Annotated in this window: 21 protein-coding genes; 4 read left to right on the top strand and 17 right to left on the bottom strand. The window is 53.0% G+C overall.

Features of this window, described 5'->3' with window-relative positions; translation table 11 throughout:
• The first annotated feature begins 140 nt into the window (after positions 1-140).
• On the top strand, positions 141-1013 hold the full coding sequence (locus tag G9C99_RS16485; RefSeq protein ID WP_166418630.1) for a MurR/RpiR family transcriptional regulator: 873 nt from the start codon (positions 141-143) through the stop codon (positions 1011-1013).
• Here the strand turns inward: G9C99_RS16485 and G9C99_RS16480 are convergent.
• From G9C99_RS16480 to G9C99_RS16470, 3 genes are read right to left on the bottom strand one after another with little or no spacing between them, the layout of a single operon-like run.
• Positions 1010-2683 (bottom strand): Na/Pi cotransporter family protein, encoded by a 1674-nt coding sequence (locus G9C99_RS16480; protein WP_166418629.1) that lies wholly within the window; start codon positions 2681-2683, stop codon positions 1010-1012. The two genes, G9C99_RS16485 and G9C99_RS16480, sit on opposite strands and share 4 nt — an antisense overlap.
• Positions 2683-3450: an inositol monophosphatase family protein gene (locus G9C99_RS16475; protein ID WP_166418628.1), complete on the bottom strand. Its 768-nt coding sequence runs from the start codon at positions 3448-3450 to the stop codon at positions 2683-2685. Before G9C99_RS16475 ends, G9C99_RS16480 begins: the two co-directional genes overlap by 1 nt.
• A gap of 3 nt (positions 3451-3453) precedes the next feature.
• Positions 3454-4263 carry a DeoR/GlpR family DNA-binding transcription regulator gene (locus G9C99_RS16470; protein ID WP_231704107.1) on the bottom strand — a complete coding sequence of 270 codons (810 nt, stop codon included), beginning with the start codon at positions 4261-4263 and terminating at the stop codon, positions 3454-3456.
• A gap of 114 nt (positions 4264-4377) precedes the next feature.
• Between G9C99_RS16470 and G9C99_RS16465 the strand changes: the two genes are divergently transcribed.
• Positions 4378-5907: a sulfatase-like hydrolase/transferase gene (locus G9C99_RS16465; protein ID WP_166418627.1), complete on the top strand. Its 1530-nt coding sequence runs from the start codon at positions 4378-4380 to the stop codon at positions 5905-5907.
• Between the two features lie 2 nt (positions 5908-5909).
• Here G9C99_RS16465 and G9C99_RS16460 read toward each other — a convergent pair whose 3' ends face one another.
• The 3 genes from G9C99_RS16460 to G9C99_RS18650 all read right to left on the bottom strand — a co-directional run bounded on the left by G9C99_RS16460 (position 5910) and on the right by G9C99_RS18650 (position 7971).
• Positions 5910-6419: a GNAT family N-acetyltransferase gene (locus tag G9C99_RS16460; protein WP_166418626.1), complete on the bottom strand. Its 510-nt coding sequence runs from the start codon at positions 6417-6419 to the stop codon at positions 5910-5912.
• A 36-nt stretch (positions 6420-6455) separates the two neighbouring features.
• Positions 6456-6959, bottom strand: coding sequence for a hypothetical protein (locus G9C99_RS16455; RefSeq protein WP_166418625.1), 504 nt, complete (start codon positions 6957-6959; stop codon positions 6456-6458).
• A gap of 175 nt (positions 6960-7134) precedes the next feature.
• On the bottom strand, positions 7135-7971 hold the full coding sequence (locus G9C99_RS18650) for an alpha/beta hydrolase (protein ID WP_166418624.1): 837 nt from the start codon (positions 7969-7971) through the stop codon (positions 7135-7137).
• A gap of 242 nt (positions 7972-8213) precedes the next feature.
• Here G9C99_RS18650 and msrB point away from each other — a divergent pair, with 242 nt between their 5' ends.
• Together msrB and msrA are read left to right on the top strand one after the other, a co-directional pair.
• The gene (msrB, locus tag G9C99_RS16445; RefSeq protein WP_166418623.1) at positions 8214-8666 is read left to right on the top strand and encodes a peptide-methionine (R)-S-oxide reductase MsrB; all 453 of its coding nucleotides are present in this window, start codon (positions 8214-8216) and stop codon (positions 8664-8666) included.
• Positions 8666-9163 (top strand): peptide-methionine (S)-S-oxide reductase MsrA, encoded by a 498-nt coding sequence (gene msrA / locus G9C99_RS16440; RefSeq protein ID WP_166418622.1) that lies wholly within the window; start codon positions 8666-8668, stop codon positions 9161-9163. Before msrB ends, msrA begins: the two co-directional genes overlap by 1 nt.
• Positions 9164-9196: 33 nt before the next feature.
• Here msrA and G9C99_RS16435 read toward each other — a convergent pair whose 3' ends face one another.
• From G9C99_RS16435 to G9C99_RS16385, 11 genes are all read right to left on the bottom strand, one after another.
• The gene (locus G9C99_RS16435; RefSeq protein ID WP_166418621.1) at positions 9197-9613 is read right to left on the bottom strand and encodes a hypothetical protein; all 417 of its coding nucleotides are present in this window, start codon (positions 9611-9613) and stop codon (positions 9197-9199) included.
• A 116-nt stretch (positions 9614-9729) separates the two neighbouring features.
• Positions 9730-10623, bottom strand: a complete 894-nt coding sequence (locus G9C99_RS16430) for a carbohydrate kinase family protein (protein ID WP_166418620.1) — start codon at positions 10621-10623, stop codon at positions 9730-9732.
• On the bottom strand, positions 10623-11018 hold the full coding sequence (locus tag G9C99_RS16425) for a RidA family protein (RefSeq protein ID WP_166418619.1): 396 nt from the start codon (positions 11016-11018) through the stop codon (positions 10623-10625). The genes G9C99_RS16430 and G9C99_RS16425 overlap by 1 nt, the downstream gene beginning before the upstream one ends.
• Complete coding sequence (locus tag G9C99_RS16420) at positions 11008-11418, bottom strand: acyl-CoA thioesterase (protein ID WP_331460024.1); 411 nt, start codon at positions 11416-11418, stop codon at positions 11008-11010. Before G9C99_RS16420 ends, G9C99_RS16425 begins: the two co-directional genes overlap by 11 nt.
• Before the next feature lie 12 nt (positions 11419-11430).
• Positions 11431-12120, bottom strand: coding sequence for an ABC transporter ATP-binding protein (locus G9C99_RS16415; protein WP_166418617.1), 690 nt, complete (start codon positions 12118-12120; stop codon positions 11431-11433).
• The gene (locus G9C99_RS16410; protein WP_166418616.1) at positions 12117-12860 is read right to left on the bottom strand and encodes an ABC transporter ATP-binding protein; all 744 of its coding nucleotides are present in this window, start codon (positions 12858-12860) and stop codon (positions 12117-12119) included. Before G9C99_RS16410 ends, G9C99_RS16415 begins: the two co-directional genes overlap by 4 nt.
• Positions 12853-13836 (bottom strand): branched-chain amino acid ABC transporter permease, encoded by a 984-nt coding sequence (locus G9C99_RS16405; protein ID WP_166418615.1) that lies wholly within the window; start codon positions 13834-13836, stop codon positions 12853-12855. The genes G9C99_RS16410 and G9C99_RS16405 overlap by 8 nt, the downstream gene beginning before the upstream one ends.
• Positions 13836-14753: a branched-chain amino acid ABC transporter permease gene (locus tag G9C99_RS16400; protein WP_166418614.1), complete on the bottom strand. Its 918-nt coding sequence runs from the start codon at positions 14751-14753 to the stop codon at positions 13836-13838. Before G9C99_RS16400 ends, G9C99_RS16405 begins: the two co-directional genes overlap by 1 nt.
• Positions 14754-14807: 54 nt before the next feature.
• Entirely contained in the window at positions 14808-15944 is a 1137-nt protein-coding gene (locus tag G9C99_RS16395; RefSeq protein ID WP_166418613.1) for an ABC transporter substrate-binding protein, read from the bottom strand.
• A 45-nt stretch (positions 15945-15989) separates the two neighbouring features.
• Positions 15990-17615, bottom strand: a complete 1626-nt coding sequence (locus G9C99_RS16390) for an AMP-binding protein (RefSeq protein ID WP_166418612.1) — start codon at positions 17613-17615, stop codon at positions 15990-15992.
• A gap of 3 nt (positions 17616-17618) precedes the next feature.
• Positions 17619-18773 (bottom strand): acyl-CoA dehydrogenase family protein, encoded by a 1155-nt coding sequence (locus tag G9C99_RS16385; RefSeq protein WP_166418611.1) that lies wholly within the window; start codon positions 18771-18773, stop codon positions 17619-17621.
• Positions 18774-18775: the final 2 nt, after the last annotated feature.

The following is an 18775-nucleotide window of genomic DNA, read 5'->3' as shown; positions in this document are numbered from 1 at the left end:
ATTCCCTCTTGTGATAAAATACTTTCTAAAAATACGCCTTGTGTCAATATATTTTCATAGCAGAAATACATTCCTTCGGCTTTACTGGCTTAATGCGTACAAAACGCATAGTATCCGGGTGAACAAGACAGGAATATGACGTGCCCAAAGCGACCTCGACCGTCCGTGAATTGATCCGGGAACATTATGATTCATTGACACAAGCCGAACGCAAATTGGCCAATTCTCTGCTTGAAAACTACCCTGCGGCTGGCTTGGCCTCCATTACCATTGTTGCGACGAATGCAGATGTATCAACACCAACGGTTGCCCGCATGGTTCAAAAGCTGGGCTTTAAGGGCTACCCGCAATTTCATCAGGCGTTGCGCAATGAACTCGAGGCCAAAGGATCAGGCCCAACGCAGCGGCGCGAAAACTGGGCGGCTGAGGTGCCGGATTCTCATATGCTGAATCGGTTTGCAGATGCGGTGATGAACAATCTCGGTCAGACGTTTACCAATATAGACACGGTTAAATTTGATGCCGCCGTTCAACAAATGGCAAATACTGATCATCGCCTTTATGTGGTGGGCGGGCGCATTACGCGCGCTTTGGCCGATTACGCGTTTACCCACCTTCAGGCGGTGCGCGAACGGGTCACGCATATGACCTCCTCCTCCGCAACCTGGCCGCACTATGTGTTGGATATGGTCGAAGGCGACACCTTGCTGATGTTTGATGTGCGGCGCTATGAAACCAATTTACAAAGACTGGCTGAACTGGCCGCCGCGCGTGGGGTAAAGGTGATTTTGATCACCGATCAATGGGCCTCTCCGGTGACAAAGGTTGCGTCACAGGTGTTCAATTGCTGGGTTGAAATCCCATCAGCGTGGGATTCCAATATCTCAACCATGATGCTGCTTGAGGCGTTGATCGCCGCCACCCAAGAAGAAAGCTGGCCAGAGACCCGCGACCGCTATGATCAATTGGATGAACTCTTTGACATGACGCGGCTGTTTCGCAAATTCAGTTAGGTATCGGCCTCGTCCAGCGATTCAATCAGGCGCGTTTCTAACAACTGTCCACTGCGATAGAGCAGCGGATAGGCAATCGCAGCGCATTGACTGTTGAGATCACGTAAACCCCTTAAAGTTTCAAGGTGAATATCGCTGGTTTCAAAGCTGGAAACACCGCCTTCGGCCAAACGCTTCAGGTGCTTTTTGCGGCTTTTGCGTTCAAACCTGGCGATTTCGCCTTTTTCGCCCACCAACAGACGCGCGCTTTCGATGTCTTCGGACAGCAGCACGTTTGAGGCAAGCCGCATACTGGCCAGAACCGTTTCATGCAGCGACCGTAATTCCGACCACCCCGCCGGGGAAAAGCTAAGGCCTTTTTTCGCTTTTTGACGGGCCAGCGGCATCAGGCGTTTGGCAACGGTATCGCCAGCAGTTTCAAGGCTGATGGCATATTCGGCCAATTCACGCGCGGCTTTGATATCCGGTTTGGACCACTCAGCCAAAGGCAGCGACGCCATATATTGGCGAATGCCTGATAGGGTTTTATTGACCAGTTGATCGAGCGCGATCAACTCTTCGATCCGGTCTTGATCGCCGCTTTCGTAGACTTCCATCGCAGGCGCGGCCATACGTTCAACCATTTCACCCATGCGCAGCACTTCGCGTTTCAGACTGGGCAGGGCAAGGCGTGGGTTGTTCAGAACACTATGGTCTAGCGCGCTCATGCTTTCATCCAGCGGATTTGTCCCGCCTTGGGCACCATCCGGCAGATAGGCTTCGGCCAAACCGCCCAAACGATGCACAAATGGCAAGGCGACAATCAGCAGCGTGACGTTAAAGGCAATATGCGTATTGATCAGCGTCTGCGCGGGACCAATCATCGTCAGGTATTGCGTGACCGGAATGAGGTTCACGGTCAACAACATCAAAAACGCCCAACTGCCCCGCAATCCAAAGTTGGCAAAGGGCACACGCCGCGCTAGCGGTGGCATCCCCCGCGTCAGCCAAATCGGGATCAAAGCAGACCCAAGGTTTGCCCCCAACACCAGCGATATGCCGGCCTCTAGCGGGATCGCCCCGATCGCAACCAACGTCACACACATCAAAATCGTCGCAACGCTTGAATGCATGATAAAGGCCAGCGCCGCCCCAACCAAAAACGCGGTGATATAATCGCGCGCCAGATAATCCGCGAGCGCGGGTAAAAACGCGCTTTCGCGGATTGGGTCCATGGCTTCGCGCAGAAACCGCAGTGAAATCAGGATAAAGGCGACACCCATCAGAATACGCCCATATTGGCGCAGGCGCTTTTGATCGCTTTTCACAAACAACCAACCCCCAACAGACAGGAGCAAAGGCACAAGCCAATCCAGCCGGAAACTTAGAACCTGAATGATCAAGGCAGACCCAAGATCACCCCCCAAAACAACCGCAAGCCCGGTACCAAACGCCATCACGCCGCTGGCTGAAAACCCTGCAACCAATAGGGCCACCGCCGCCGACGATTGCAATACAATCGCCAAGCCAAGCCCCGCAGATGACGCGCCAAGCAGGCTTTCTTTTTCCGTCAAAATACGCTGAAACGACGCGCCAAAAGCGCGTTCAATCCCAGTGCGCACCATACGAACAGCGAACAGCAACAGCATCGTTGCGCCTGCCAGGTTCAAAAGAAAGCCAAGGATCGCCATTATACGTTCACCAACTCAAGCAATTGCGCGTGCAATTCAGGTGTGGCTGCGGTGATGGTGCGCCCATCAGATTGCATGTTTAAGGCGTTTCCGGACCAATCTGTCATGATCCCGCCTGCGGCTTCAACCAATGCAGACACTGGCAAATAGTCATAGGGTTGCAAATCAAAATCAACGACGCAATCCACATGCCCCGCCGCCACCAATGCATGCGGATAACAATCATACGCCATGCGTCGGGTTTGGCCTGCCTTAGTCAGGCGATTAAACACCTCAGGATGTTGGGCATATAGTTTTTCGCCCTCATTGATGAACAGGATCGCCTGCCCCAGCTCTGTTTGTTTGGATACATGAATAGGAGCACCGTTCAGCGTCGCCCCCTGCCCTTTGGCCCCCGCAAAGATTTCATGCATCGCGGGCATCCCCACCACACCCATAGTGGGTGTGCCGTCAATCAAATGGCCCAGGAGGAAGCCAAAGAGGGGATGCCCGGATAAGAAGGATCGCGTGCCATCAATTGGGTCCACAATCCACATTTGCGCACGCTCTGCGCCTTCCATGCCGTGTTCTTCGCCAAAAATTCCGTGATCGGGAAACTGCGCACTGATCATGTCACGCACCACAGCTTCGACCGCTTTGTCCGCATGTGTGACCGGGCTTTCGTCGGCTTTGAACTCAATCCCTAACTGACCGCGAAAATACTTCCGGGCTTCGATCGCTGCAGTTTCTGCAATTGCAATTGCATCAATTAAGTTTGGGGATGTCATGGATTAGTCTTTCTTGTTCGCAATGTACGTTGCAACGCGCCAATTCGCCAAAGATTTGGTCAAAGGCGCATCCGGTGCAGCATCGGTTATGAGGTCAGTAATACGCTCAGGGGGGCAGGCCACCACCGGCGCGCGTTGTATAAATTTACGAGAATCCGCGGCCATCACACAGCGCCGCGCCTGTTCTGTAATTGTACGGGTGAGGTCAGCCTCAGAGGGGTTCATCACCATAAACCCATAGTCAGCTGAAATTGCATCGCACCCCAGTATGGCGACGTCATATGAAAACTGACGCGCATAGGCTTCTGTCGCAGCACCAAATGCCCCGCGCTCAGAGTGGAAAATTTCGCCGCCTGCCAAAAAGACCCGATTGCCATTGTGATTGGCCAAAGCTGAAGCCACTGTCACTGAATTGGTCACCACCATCAGTTTGCGCCGAATGCGCAATTGTTCTGCGATATAAGTGGTGGTGCTGCCAACGTTGAGAAACACGGTCATTTCATCGTAGACCATTTCAGCGGCCGCTTGGGCGATGCGAGTTTTGCCTTTGGGGTTTTGCGATAGCTTGCCGGTAAAGACAGGAGTGTCTTCGTTGCCCCGCAGATAAGTACCGCCATGCACACGTTCTACCTGACCGCTTTTGTCCAGTGCTTTGACCAGACGGCGCACGGTCTCTTCGGACACATCCATGACCTGTGCGATCTGTGCATTTCGCGCAGATCCGCCAAGGCGTCGCAACACGCTTAGCAATTCATGTCCCCGGTGGGTTATGGTGTCTTTTTCTTTTGGCATTTGCCCGTACTGATTTGTCATTTTTGGTTATTTCCCTCAAAAAACCACATTTACCCACATTTGTCCAGAATAAAGCTTGAAACCCTTAGCAAATCAGCGTTTCCTGCGCCGTAACACATTGGCAAAGGGTTCGTCATGTCACAGCAAAACGTCATGTTTATCATCATCGATCAACTGCGCGCTGACGCTTTGTTCGGGGGATTGGCGAAACACGTTGATTTACCAAACCTGCGGGCTCTGATGGGCGATGGGGTAACTTTCAAACGTAACTATTCTGTGACAAACCCCTGCGGCCCATCGCGTGTATCGATCCTGACTGGGCAATACGCGATGAACCATCGTTCTGTGCGCAATGGAACGCCTTTGCGCCACGACACACCCAACATCGCAACCGAGGTGCGCAAGGCGGGCTATATGCCTTTGTTGTTTGGCTACACAGACACCGCCCAAGACCCCCGCGCCTACCCTAAAGGCGACCCAGCCCTGAAAACCTATGAACATCCAATGCACGGGTTTCACGAGGTCACGGAAATGCGGCTTGAGGAAAGCTACCCGTGGCGGGCTGATCTGATCGCCAAAGGCTATGACGTACCCGACAGCTATGATGATTATTACATTCCGGTGGCCCAAGACGGCCAGCCGCGCCGCCTGAATGATCCGGCGTTTTATCGCGCCGAAGACAGCGATACTGCGTTTTTAACCAATGCTTGCCTGACGGAACTCGGGGCGCGCACGGCTGAAAATTGGTTTGCGCATCTGACCTATATTCGCCCACATCCCCCGCTGGTTGCGCCGACGCCCTACAACACGATGTATGACCCGGCCACGCTGCCTCTGCCGCTGCGCAATGGCACCCAAGCCGATGAAACAGCCGTGCATTCCTTTATGGCCCCGGCCCATGCCAGCCAAAACGCAGCAGGGTTTGTTGATGGCTTTGAGGGCCTCAAAGGCACAGACGACGACATTCGCATCATGCGCGCGGTCTATCTGGGGCTCGCAACCGAAGTGGACGATCACATCGGGCGGGTTGTTGATTTTCTGAAAACTTCCGGCCAATACGACAGCACCCTGATTGTCGTCACTGCTGACCACGGCGAAATGCTGGGGGATCGTTATGAATGGGGCAAAATGTCGGTCTATGACGCGGCTTATCACACGCCCCTGATTATTCGCGATCCACATAACCCGCAGGCCCATGGAACTGAGGTCACCAAACTCACCGAAAGCATCGACATCACCCCGACCATTTTGGAATGGATCGGCCGGGACATCCCGGATTCCATGGATGGCGCGCCGTTGACCGAGTTCCTACAAGGGGGCACACCCAACTGGCCGGATCATAGTTTTTCAGAACTTGATTTCGGCAATCCCGTCGGCAGTACAAAATGGCAGGACATGCTGGGCATCGGCCCCTCTGTTGCTAATCTGAACATCCTACGCGGCCCGCGTTATACCTTGGTGCATTTCAACGCTGACCTGCCGCCCCTGTTGTTTGATCATGAGGCCGAAGGCGAATTGCGCAACGTCGCAGCAAACCCTGAAAACGCGCCCATCGTGCTGGAAATGACCCGTCAAATCCTATCCCACCGCATGCAAAATGCCGATCAAACCTTGGCGACAACCATGATCACGTCAGATGGTCCCGTGCGGGGGCGGCGCTCTTAAAGTTAGTCCAGTGCGTACACATAAACGTTGTTCAAATACGCCTGATCCTTTAGCCGGAAATGTGTTTCCCCGATCTGTCTAAACCCTTGGCGGTGGTAGAATTCTATCGCGGGGGTATTTTCGGAATTGGTGGTCAGCCAAACGGATGTAATGCCCTGATCTTTGCAATGGTCAGAAGCCGCGCGCAACAGCGCCTTGCCGATGCCTTTTCCATGATGTCGGGGCTGGATGTAAAACGTCGAAATCTCGGTGTCTGAACACCCATCGACCGGGCCTTCGCTGCCAAAAGAAACCCGGATAAACCCATCAATCCCATCTTCATTTTCCGACACGAGAATATATTCAGATGGATCGGCTATAATGGTTTCCACCTTAGCCGTCGTGAATTCCGATAAAACGTAATCCGCAAAGAACCCGTTAATCCCCCGCTTGAGATACGTGCCCAGCCACACCTCAATCGACAGGGCGGCGATGCTTGATGCATCTGAAATCTCTGCGCGGCGTTGTGTCATTTTAACCCGTCACATTTCATAAGTGTTGATGATAAATTAGTACCACAACACCCCCGAAACAAGCATCACATATCCCAAGAGGCGTGGGATCATGGCAGCCAAGTTTGCGTAGTGATACAGGGGCATAAACATGACCCCCAAAACAACTGCTATAAATATATGAACGGTGTTTTGATCTTGGGTGGGTAGAAAAAATATTCCCCCTGCAATCAGTATAAAAACAACAACCGGCCATGAAAAATAAAGGATCGAACCAACCACTGATTTTGTCAAATACCTGTCTAAATTATACCGCTGAATTGGAAGTTTATTTTCGGATTCAACCACCATCATCATCAGAATGTATCCAATAATCATGCCGCCTATTTCGCAAACCAAGAAAAGCTCCGCCGGGGAACTTATGTGATCCCAAGCCATTGCAGCACCACAGAGCGCAAGTAACTGACAGACATAAAATAGAGCGATCCAAAAATACCAATTATTTCGATCTGATATTTCACGATACGCAATCAATGATCCTTGGAATGCATCGGCACCCATCAAAAAAGCTGCCCCAATGACGATGCCCTCAAATATAAATTTGAGCTTAGAAGAGCAGATGTATCTTGGGCCACGCCCATCGAGTTATACATCCCAATGGACATGAACGCTGAAATTATAACGATCCAAAGATTGGGGTAGGATAGGTGGAATGTTTTCATTGGGTGTCTCAAGCTTAATACGAGTGACTGGCAGAATCTTGGGCCGAAACCAAACGATCCCACACACGTTCGGCCATATAGGGTCCAATGTGATAGTACCAATGCCCGTGGTGGGGCATAGTGATTAATTCGACCCTATGTCCAGCATTAGACAGGGCTTCGGCGCTTTCTTGGGCGAATGTGGTGGGGACCAATGGGTCTTGGTCCCCTAGGAAACTGTAAATCGGTATTGCACCGGGTTTTTGGCGCACCTCAGAGGCAGACAAAGCTCCGGCATGAGTGGCAACGGCGCGCCATGGTCCGTCAGTACGATTGGCGAGGTATTGCGCCACGCCAGCCCCGGCTGAATGCCCAAACAGGTAAATCTGATCTGGGTCTATCGAATATGTTGCTGCGGCATCGTCTAATACAGCTTCTAAATAATCTGCAGTGGCTTGGCCTAAGGGCCACCCTGCCTCATTATTGGAATCTGGCGCGATGAGATTGATGTCAGCCTCGTGGGCGAAATCATCCCACATATCCAGCATAGATCGGCCATCTCGCCCCGACCCATGTAGCAATACCAACGTTGGGCGTGGCGTGACTGATGCGGATTTGACCCCATGCCATTCGTATTCAATCTCAGGTCCAAACCCAAACAAAGACGGCATTGTCAAAATATGGGTTTCCCCGATTTGCGCGGGCGCACTGTAGTCCTGCACCGCAGGGTCGCGCAGGAGTGAACCTGAAAACATCTCTTCGATCAAAACACCGGGGATGTGGGGTGCTGTGGGTGTGGCGGGTTTTAAAATCATCCCTGCCAAAACAACACCAATGAAACTGACACAAATCAAAATAGATAAAAGACGCACTTCAATACTCACCTATCAAAAATCAAACGCGGAAAAACAACTTTTGCGTGCGCAAATCGTATGCATAAACCTCATTTGAAACCAGACGTTTTCTGCATGTTTCCCTTATGCTGTTTTTTCGACTATTCCTTTGGCGTTTGCTACAGCTGTTCAACCCTTCCTGATCTGCTGTAACAATTGTCGAAATTTACTGCACATGTGCCTATTTAACCGTCAACATCGACCCACCAAAGGAGACGACCATGACGACATACGAAAAATCAGACGCCGCCATCGCCGCCTTAACACCAGAGCAATTTCGCGTCACACAACGCGACGGCACAGAACGCCCCGGCACCGGAGAACTGCTTTATAATAAAGAGGTTGGCATCTACGTTGACGTGGTATCGGGTGAACCCTTGTTTGCCTCAGCTGATAAATTCGAAAGCGGCTGCGGCTGGCCCAGCTTTACCAAACCGATTGAACCCGCCCACGTGAACGAGCTGCGCGATGCAAGCCTTGGCATGGTGCGCACAGAGGTCCGATCAGCCCATGGTGACAGCCACCTCGGGCATGTTTTTCCCGATGGCCCCCAAGATCGCGGTGGCTTGCGCTATTGCATTAACTCTGCGTCTTTGCGGTTTATTGCAAAATCAGAAATGGAATCAGAAGGTTACGGCGCCTATCTGGATCAAGTCGAAGAAGGAAACGCATAATGGCACATGAAAAAGCAATTCTCGCAGGCGGTTGTTTTTGGGGCATGCAGGACCTCATTCGCAAACGCCCCGGCATCGTGTCTTCGCGGGTTGGGTATACAGGCGGTGATGTTCCAAACGCCACCTATCGCAACCACGGAACCCATGCTGAAGGCATTGAAATCATCTTTGATAATGACGTCACAAGCTACCGTGATTTGTTAGAGTTTTTCTTTCAAATTCACGACCCGACCACGCTTGATCGTCAGGGAAATGATATGGGTGCGTCTTATCGTTCGGAAATTTTTTATATCGACAGCGAACAACGCGCCGAGGCGCTGCGCACAATCGATGATGTAAACGCTTCAGGGCTTTGGCCGGGTAAGGTCGTGACCAAAGTCAGCATGGCAAGTGATTTTTGGGAAGCCGAGCCAGAACATCAAGATTATCTGGAAACGCGGCCAAATGGCTATACGTGTCACTTTGCACGACCAGATTGGAAATTACCCAGATCATAAAGCAAAGGCCGACGTCACTGTCGGCCTTTTCGTTTAGAGCGGTGGAAAACCATCGCCGCGACGCAGAGGTTGCCCTGTTTGGGCAGACAAACGTGGTAACGGGCAGCCTTGCATTGCGGCGGAACGGGTTAAAGCGGTGTAGTGTCCGCGCGCAACGGACAATTGGGCAGCTTCATCCCTGGTAAAAGGAAGGCCCGCAAACGCGATCCCTGTCACCAGTAAACCCGCAGTTACATAGGTCGCATCCAAATTCGCACGACGGCTTTGGCGGCTTGTGACCTCGGTCACGTAGTTTGCCAATTGGGTCTGTTCAAAACGCAATTGTTCGCAAGTTGCACCGTTGTAAATAATACTGGGGATATATGTTTCAGAAATCCGTTGCGGGTATTCCGCGCAGGCACTCACAAAAATGGTCGCACAGATCGAAACGGCCTTAACAATTGTTTTCATAAAAACCCCCAAATAATAGGTACCATTGAACAAATGCCGCGCTTCAAGTCAACATATCAGCGATAAGTTGTATGAAATGCGCCGGAAAACCTTACTCATGCTGCGTTATTAGCTGGTTAATTCAGTTCAGATTGCCATGGCGGATTTGCACCGCGTCGGCTTACGGTGATTGCCGCAGCCTTCATGGCAAACTCCAGCGCAGTTCGCACGGTATCTGATGTAAGGTCGTGGAATGCGCCCTGTTCCCGAAGGCTAACCAGAAGACCTGCATTCACCGTATCCCCTGCCCCAATCGTATCAACGATTTTGACGGATTCAGCTTTGACATGTACGGTTGATTGATCCGGCAATATAGCCTGCGCACCGTCCCCACCTTTGGTGATGATCAACACCCCTGTCATCTGCGAAGTCACCTGCGCGATCTGGGCGCTTGGATCAGCGGCTTCGGGGCAAATCCATGCCATATCTTCATCTGACATTTTGACCATATCGGCGCGCCGTATCATCCGCCAAAGACGATCCCGATAGCCGCTTTCATCCGTGATAAACGCGGGGCGAATATTTGGGTCAAACAGGATAAACCGCTTTCCTGCCTCACGGTCTGCCAGAGCCTCATATGCTGCGCCAGATGGATCACCGCACAGACTGATCCCGCCGAACAACAATGCTTCGGTGTGCTCAGGCATCTGCGTAAACTCAGACACCATGCGCCCGGCGCTGCCTTCGTCGTAAAACCGATACCTTGCCTGACCATCGATCAGCTTTGCAAAAGCCAGCGTGGTGGTCCGATCAGAAACAGGTGAATACGTGAAATCAACACGGCTTTCTTCGAGATGCTCGCGGATTTGATCCCCAAAGAAATCTGACGATAGGCCGGCGACCATCCCGGACGAAACACCAAGGCGCGCCATCGCCACCGCCGTGTTCAACGCGGCACCACCAACGGCCGGCACAAATTGACCCGCCTCTTCGATCATATCAATCAGGGCTTCGCCACAGGACAAAAGCATCAGGAAATCTCGGCAGTGGCTTCGATTTCCAATAGGGCCTCATCTTCGACCAGACCGGCAACCACTACCATTGTCATGGCGGGAAAATGACGTCCAAAGACCTTGCGATACACCGCGCCAACCTCTGATTGTCGGGCAAGGTATTCCTGTTTGTCGGTCACATACCAAGTCAGACGTGTCACATCGGTGATGGCCCCACCGGCCGCTAAAACCACATCTGATATATTGCTCAAGGCTTGCTCCATCTGACCGATGAAATCGTGGCTTTCGAACACTTGATCTTTGGTCCAGCCAATTTGTCCGCCCACATAAAGGGTGCCTGATTTACTCAGAACGCCGTTGGCATATCCTTTGGCTTTCGCCCAACCTGCGGGTTCGATAACTTTATGCGCCATTGTTTTGGCCTTTCTCTAAATCGGTCGCGATGGCGTGGTGTAATACCTCAGGCCATGGGCTGGATTTGCCAGTCGTTAGCGCGACATATACCAAAGTGCTTTCGCAGTGAAAACGGTGCTGTTCCCCGCAATGGGCATCTAAAGTCAGTTGTAAACTGCTGGTGCCAACACGGATCGGAATTAGGGTCAGCGTCAACATATCACCATGGCGGCTGGGGGATCTGAATTCGGTATTCAGACGTGCTGTGGGCACGCCAAAACCCGTGCTGTGCATAATTTCAAACGGGGTGCCGAGATGATCAAACCATGCCTCAATACAATCATTGATCATTTCAAAGTAGCGCGGATAAAACACGATCCCGGCTGGGTCGCAGTGTTTAAACAGCACCTTCTGTGGCATCGTAAACATTGCCTAAACCCCCAAATAGCGCGTTGTAATATCTGCGGTCAGATCCGCAGGGGCACCGGACCAAACATCACGCCCCTTTTCCAAAATCACTGCACGATCTGCAACACTTGCCAATTCCTTAAGCGATTTATCAACCACGAGCAAAGACAGCCCGGACTGCGCCTTAAGGGTGCGAATGGCGGTCCAAATTTCCTGACGTACGACAGGGGCCAACCCTTCGGTCGCCTCGTCCAATATCAACAGGCGCGGGTTGGTCATCAAAGCGCGCCCAATCGCAAGCATCTGCTGTTCACCACCCGACAGCGACGACGAAAGCTGATCGCGTCGTTCCTTAAGGCGCGGAAACAATTGCGCGACTTTTTCAAAATCCCATTCACCGTCGCGCGCTGCAACGATCAGGTTTTCTTCGACCGTAAGATTTGGAAAACACCGCCGCCCCTCTGGCACCAACCCGATCCCCAGTTGGGCCGCTTTGTGGGAGGGCAGCCGATTAAGAGATGTACCGCCAAACTGAATATCACCTGATTTCATGCCCATCATACGGGTTAGGGTCGATATTGTGGTGGTTTTTCCCATCCCATTGCGCCCCATCAGCGCGACGACTTCGCCCTCGGCGACGCTGAGATTAACGCCAAATAAAACCTGTGACGCGCCATAGGCAGCCTCAAGCGCGGTGATGTTCAGCAATGTCATGCATCATCCCCCAAATAGGCGCGCTGCACTTCGAGATCGTTGCGAATGTCATCGACAGCCCCTGTTGCGATAATGCGGCCATAGACCAAAACGGATATCCGATCCGCGAGCGAAAACACCGCATCCATGTCGTGTTCTACCAATAGGATGGGGGCCTCATGCCGTAGATCATCGAGTAAAGCAGTCATATCTGCTGACCCCTCTAGGCCAACCCCAGCCATGGGTTCATCCAACAAAAAGACCTTGGGTCGCAGCGCAAGCGCCATCGCCAATTCCAAACGCCGCCGTTCGCCATGTGACAGATCAGAAGCGCGGATTGCCTCGCGTCCTGCTAGTCCTGCCCGTGCAATGAAACCCAGCGCTTGGTCGCTAAAGGCGGTTTTGCGCAAGGCCGCGCGCCACATGCCAAGGTTCTGATGCCCCTGCACTGCCAACACCACGTTTTGCAGAACGGTAAATTCCGCCGCAACCGATGACACCTGAAAGCTCCGCGCCAATCCAAGACGCGCACGCGCTGCGGTATCTAAGGCGCTGATGTCTTGCCCATTTAGAATGACCTCACCTTTGTCGGGTCGCATCCCCCCAGCGATTTGCTTGATTAGGGTTGATTTGCCCGCACCGTTTGGGCCGATCAAGGCGTGAATTTCCCCGGCGTGTAGATCGATGTTTACATTGTCGCTCGCCTTTAGCGCACCAAAGAATTTTGACAGGTTGGTGACGGATAAAACGGTATCAGTCATGGGCGACCTCCCGACCGGCCAATGTGCCAATCACACCACCGCGTGCAAACAACACCACAGCCAGCAAAATCAGCCCCAGATAGAACTGCCAGAAATCACTGATACCGCCCAACCAATGTTCCAGCAGGATAAACAGCGCCGCCCCGACAACGGGACCAAACAGCCGCCCAACACCGCCCAAAATGACAAAGATCATGATTTCACCACTGGTGTGCCAGCTGAACATGGTCGGACTGACAAAACGATTGAGATCCGCAAACAATGCCCCGGCCAATCCCGTGATCATGCCGGAAATAACAAAGGCGGTCAGGCGCAGTTTAAACGGGCGCACGCCCACAGCCTCTAGCCGCTCCGCGTTCTGCCTTGCGCCGTGTAGGGCAAGACCGAAACTTGAACTTGATAGCCGTGCAGACACCAACAGCGCGGCACATAATAGCACAAAACAAATGCAGTAAAATTGAATTGGGTCCAAGGTATTCAGCCCCGGAAATCCATTCCGCACGTAAATCGAAAGCCCATCTTCGCCGCCATATGCGGGCCACGAAATCGCAAAGTAATATAGCATCTGACCAAAGGCTAAGGTGATCATGATAAAATACACACCCGAGGTGCGCAGACTAAGCGCGCCGATAAACAGGGCCGTGATCCCGCTAAAGACAATGGCGACCGCCCAGATGATCAGCATGGACTTTGTGCCCTCAACCTCAAGCGCGCCGATCTGCATGGGCGTATAGCTTTGGGCGTGGCTGGCAAGAACACCCATGGCATAGCCGCCCACCCCAAAAAACGCCGCATGACCAAAGGACACAAGCCCCCCATACCCAAGCGCGATGTTCAACCCGACCCCCGCAAGCGCAAGGATCACAACCTTAGTCGTGAGCGTGATGGTAAAGGGTTCATCCATCACCACAGCCCACAACGGAACCAGGATAAGCCCCAATAAGATCGCCAGATTAATCCATGTTTCACGTTGCATCAGGCCACCTTAAACAATCCGCTGGGGCGCCACAAAAGCACCCCGGCCATTAAGATATAAATCAACATCGACGCGAGAGATGCGCCAACAGTGGTCGCGTTAATCGGGTCCATGAAATAGCCAAACACCGTAGGTAACAGCGCGCGTCCTAAGGTGTCTGTCAGCCCCACCAAAAGGGCCCCAATCAACGCGCCTTTGATCGATCCAATGCCACCAATCACAATCACCACAAAAGCAAGGATCAGCACGGGTTCACCCATGCCAACCTGCACCGATTGAATGGCCCCAACCAACGCACCAGCCAATCCGGCCAAAGCCGCGCCAAGTGCAAATACGATGGTATAAAGCCGTGAAATATCGACCCCAAGGGCGGCGATCATGTCCCGGTCGCTTTCGCCGGCGCGAATACGAATGCCAAGCCGGGTTTTTGCGATCAACCAGAACAGGCCCGCCGCAACACACAGACCCACAACGATAATCGCCAATCGATACAGTGGGTACTGAATACCACCGGGCAACGAAATAGGCCCCGACAACAGATCAGGCACATCTAAAAACAGCGGAAATGATCCAAACATCCAACGCGTGCCTTCAGAAAACACAAGGATCAACGCGAAGGTTGCCAGCACTTGATCCAAATGATCCCGCGCATACAGACGGCGGATCACCGTCATTTCGACAATGGCCCCAGCCGCCGCTGCCGCCGCAAGACTCGCGAGTAACCCTAAGAAAAAGGACCCCGTCGCCGTCGCAACTGCAGCGCAGGCAAATGCCCCCACCATGTAAAGCGATCCATGCGCGAGGTTGATCAACCCCATGACCCCAAACACCAGCGTCAGCCCGGCGGACATGAGAAACAACATCACCCCAAGCTGCAACCCGTTGAGGATTTGCTCGATCAGCAAAACCATTGTCATTGAAAGACCCCAATCATTAGGGGCAGTCGCACCGCGCGCCTGCCCCTTTTGTTTTTACATTTGGCATTCAGCCGCATAGGCATCAGCACGGTCTGTCAGCGCTGTACCGATAATGCGGTTGGTGAAAATATCGCCGTCCTGAATGACTTCACGCACGTAGATATCTTGGATCGGGTGATGGTTTGGTCCGAATTCAAAATCACCACGCACTGAATCAAAATCAGCCGCCTCAAGCGCAGTGCGGAAGGCGTCCGCGTCATTTACATCCGCCGCCGCAATCGCAGACAGCAACAGGTTGGCTGTGTCGAACCCTTGGCTCGCGTAAAGCGATGGACGACGGCCATATTCAGCCTCAAATGACGCGGTAAAGTCTGCGTTAGCGGCATTGTCCAGATCCGGGCTCCACTGTGATGTGTTATGCACGCCAAGTGCTGCGTCACCAACCGCCTGCAAAATACCCTGATCAAAGGAAAACGCCGGGCCGACGACGGGTAAATCAACGCCACTATCCGCAAGCTGTTTCAAAAACGCGATCCCCATACCGCCGGGCAAGAAGAAATAAACGCTATCCGCCCCAGAGGCCCGGATTTGCGCAATTTCAGCCGCGTAATCTGTTTGGCCGAGTTGGGTGTAAATCTCGCCTGCGGTTTCGCCTTCATAGTAGCGTTTGTAACCCGACAGCGCGTCGTGGCCTGCGGGATAGTTTGGCGCAAGAATAAAGGAATTGGTATAACCAGAGCCGTTGGCATGTGCGCCTGCTGCTTCGTGCAGGTTATCGTTTTGCCACGCGACGTTATAATAATTTTCATGACAGCCGCGCCCTGCCAATGCAGATGGGCCTGCGTTTGGCGACAGATAAACAACACCCTGTGCGGTTGCCGATGGCACAACAGCCATTGCGAGGTTTGACCAGATAATACCGGTCATCACATCAACGCGTTCTGATTGGATCATGCGATCGGCCAATTGCACGGCCAGTTCCGGTTTGCGTTGATCGTCCTCAATGATGACTTCGATATTATCGACGCCCGACTGTTCTATCGCCAACATAAACCCATCGCGCACATCAATACCAAGACCCGCGCCGCCACCCGAAAGCGTGGTGATCATACCGACTTTTACATCTTCTGCGGCAGCTGCACCCGCCATAAGCAAAGCCGCACTGGCCGCTAATGTTCCAAATTTCTTCATCGTTTTATCCTCCGGTTGGTGTTGTTTAGGGATCAATGCCCCTATTCACTCTGGGCTGCCTGCTTTGCGCAAGCGAAAGCGCTGGATTTTTCCAGTCTCGGTTTTTGGCAGGCCGTCGCAAAAAACGATAGACCGCGGATATTTAAACGGGGCGATGGTGGTTTTGACGTGTGTTTGCAGGGCTTGAATGGTGTCTGCGTTAGCGTCAGCCCCTGACAACACCACATGTGCCTCAACGACCATGCCGCGCGCCTCGTCCGGGGCGCCGATCACGGCACATTCCGCAACATTGGGATGGGCCAGCAGCGCGGCCTCTACTTCGGGGCCAGCGATGTTATAGCCAGACGACACAATCATATCATCATTGCGCGCCGCAAAATGCAGATGCCCATCCGCATCCATCGAAAAACTGTCGCCGGTGATATTCCAGCCATTGACGACATAATCCGCCTGCCGGCTATCTGCTAAATATCGACACCCGGTCGGGCCACGCACGGCTAGACGCCCAACCTCACCGGGTTCTACGTCTTGCCCGGTTTCGTCCAAAATGCGGACCTCATAACCCGTGACAGGTTTTCCGGTACAAGCGGCACGGCTATCATCAAAACGGTTCGACACAAAGATATGCAGCATCTCGGTGGCACCAATGCCATCAAGCATTGGTTTGCCTGTCTTAGCCTTCCAGTCGTCATACACAGGTGCAGGCAAGGTTTCCCCCGCCGACACAGCCGCGCGCAGGCTAGACAAATCGGCCCCCTCTTCCATCGCGGCCAACATCACCCGGTAGGCGGTTGGCGCGGTAAAACAAACCGTTGCTTTGTAATTCTCGATCATCTCAATCATGTTGGGGGGCGTTGCTGTTTCGAGCAATGTTGCCGCCGCGCCAAACCGCAAAGGAAAGATCGCCAATCCCCCCAGACCAAAGGTAAACGCCAAAGGCGGAGAGCCGATAAAAACATCCTCAGGTGTCACGCCCAATACTTCTTTGGCGTATCCATCCGCGATGATCAGTAAATCCCGGTGAAAGTGCATTGTTGCCTTAGGTGATCCCGTGGTGCCGGATGTAAAACCCAACAGCGCCACATCATCGCGCCCCGTCTGCACCGCATCAAACTGCACAGGTTTTTCCAATGCCAAGCGATCAAGGTCAGCATCGTGATTTGATGTGCCATCAAACCCAACAAGCGTTTTCAGAAATGCGCTTTGCGCAGCACAGGTTTCCAATTCATCCAGCAAACGCGTATCACACAATGCATGGGTAATTTCCGCCTTATCAATGATTTTGGTCAACTCGCCCGCGCGCAGCATTGGCATGGAATTCACCACCACAGCGCCGGCTTTGGTCGCGGCCAACCAGCAGGCTACCATTGCCGGATTATTAGCAGAACGGATCAAAACACGATTGCCCGGACGCACCCCTAAATCATCCACCAACACATGCGCCAATCGATTGGTCCAATCGGTCAGTTCTTTGTAGGTGCGTCGCCGTCCATTGCCGATCAACGCGGTATGGTCGCCAAAACCACGCGCCACCATGGCATCCGTCAATTCAACAGCAGCATTCAAATGATCGGGGTATGCGAACCCCCTGAGGTTAAACTCTGGCCAATCCGCCACCGGGGGAAGGTTGTCGCGCGCGAATGTGTCTTCATGTGCGGTTGGCCCTAGCATCGGTTATTCCTCCTGAAACTGCGTCATGGTTTGGCGGGCGATGATGATTTTCTGAACATCCGACGCGCCCTCATAAATCCGCAATGCGCGAATTTCGCGGTAAAGCAGTTCAACCGTTTCGCCGGATTTCACCCCGTCACCGCCAAACAATTGCACCGCTTTGTCGATCACCTTTTGCGCCTGATCCGTGGCAAAGAGTTTGGCCATTGCCGCCTCTCGCGTGATGCGGGGTGCGCCGCTGTCTTTGGCCCACGCAGCGCGGTAAATCAGCAATGCGGCCGCATCAATATCCATCGCCATTTCCGCAATGTGACCCTGCACCATCTGCATTTCAAATAAAGATGTGCCACCAATTTTACGCTCTGATACCCGCGTTAGAGCCTCATCCAAGGCGCGCCGGGCAAAACCCAGTGCCGCCGCCGCAACTGTAGATCGAAACACATCCAGCACCGACATCGCGATTTTAAAACCAGCACCTGAGACGCCAATCAGTGCAGTTTTTGGAATCCGGCAATCTGTAAATTTTAGCCGCGCCAGAGGATGCGGGGCAATGGTTTCCAATCGCTCCGTCACGTCCAAACCGGGCGCGTCGGGCGGAACGATAAACGCCGACAATCCTTTAGCACCCGGCCCTTCGCCTGTGCGGGCAAAAACCGTATAGACGTCGGCAATACCCCCGTTTGAAATCCACGTCTTTTCGCCATTCAGAACGTATTCATCACCCTCAAGAACCGCAGTCATCGTTGAATTAGCCACATCTGACCCGGACTGAGGTTCAGTCAGCGCAAAGGCAGAAATTGCCTCTCCTTTACGTGTTTTGGGCAACCATTCAGCCTTTTGCGCCTCAGTTCCAAACAATGAAATCGCACCGGTTCCCAGCCCTTGCATGGCAAATGAAAAATCCGCCAACCCACCATGGCGCGCCAGTATTTCCCGTGACAAACACAGGGTGCGCACATCTAGAATACCATCCTCAGATGCAGTCGCTTCTAACCACCCAGCATCCCCCAAGGCCCCAACAAGCGCGCGGCACAAAGCGTCGGTGTCCCCATGGTCCACCTCTGCCAACGCACGCGTGGCCCATTCATCCAAACGCTGCGCATAATTGCGGTGCGCCTCATCAAAAAATGGCCAGCTGAGGAAACTTTGGTCAGACATCG

This window comes from Cochlodiniinecator piscidefendens (assembly GCF_011326755.1).
GTDB lineage: Bacteria > Pseudomonadota > Alphaproteobacteria > Rhodobacterales > Rhodobacteraceae > Cochlodiniinecator > Cochlodiniinecator piscidefendens.
This window is presented reverse-complemented; position numbering and strand designations above follow the sequence as displayed.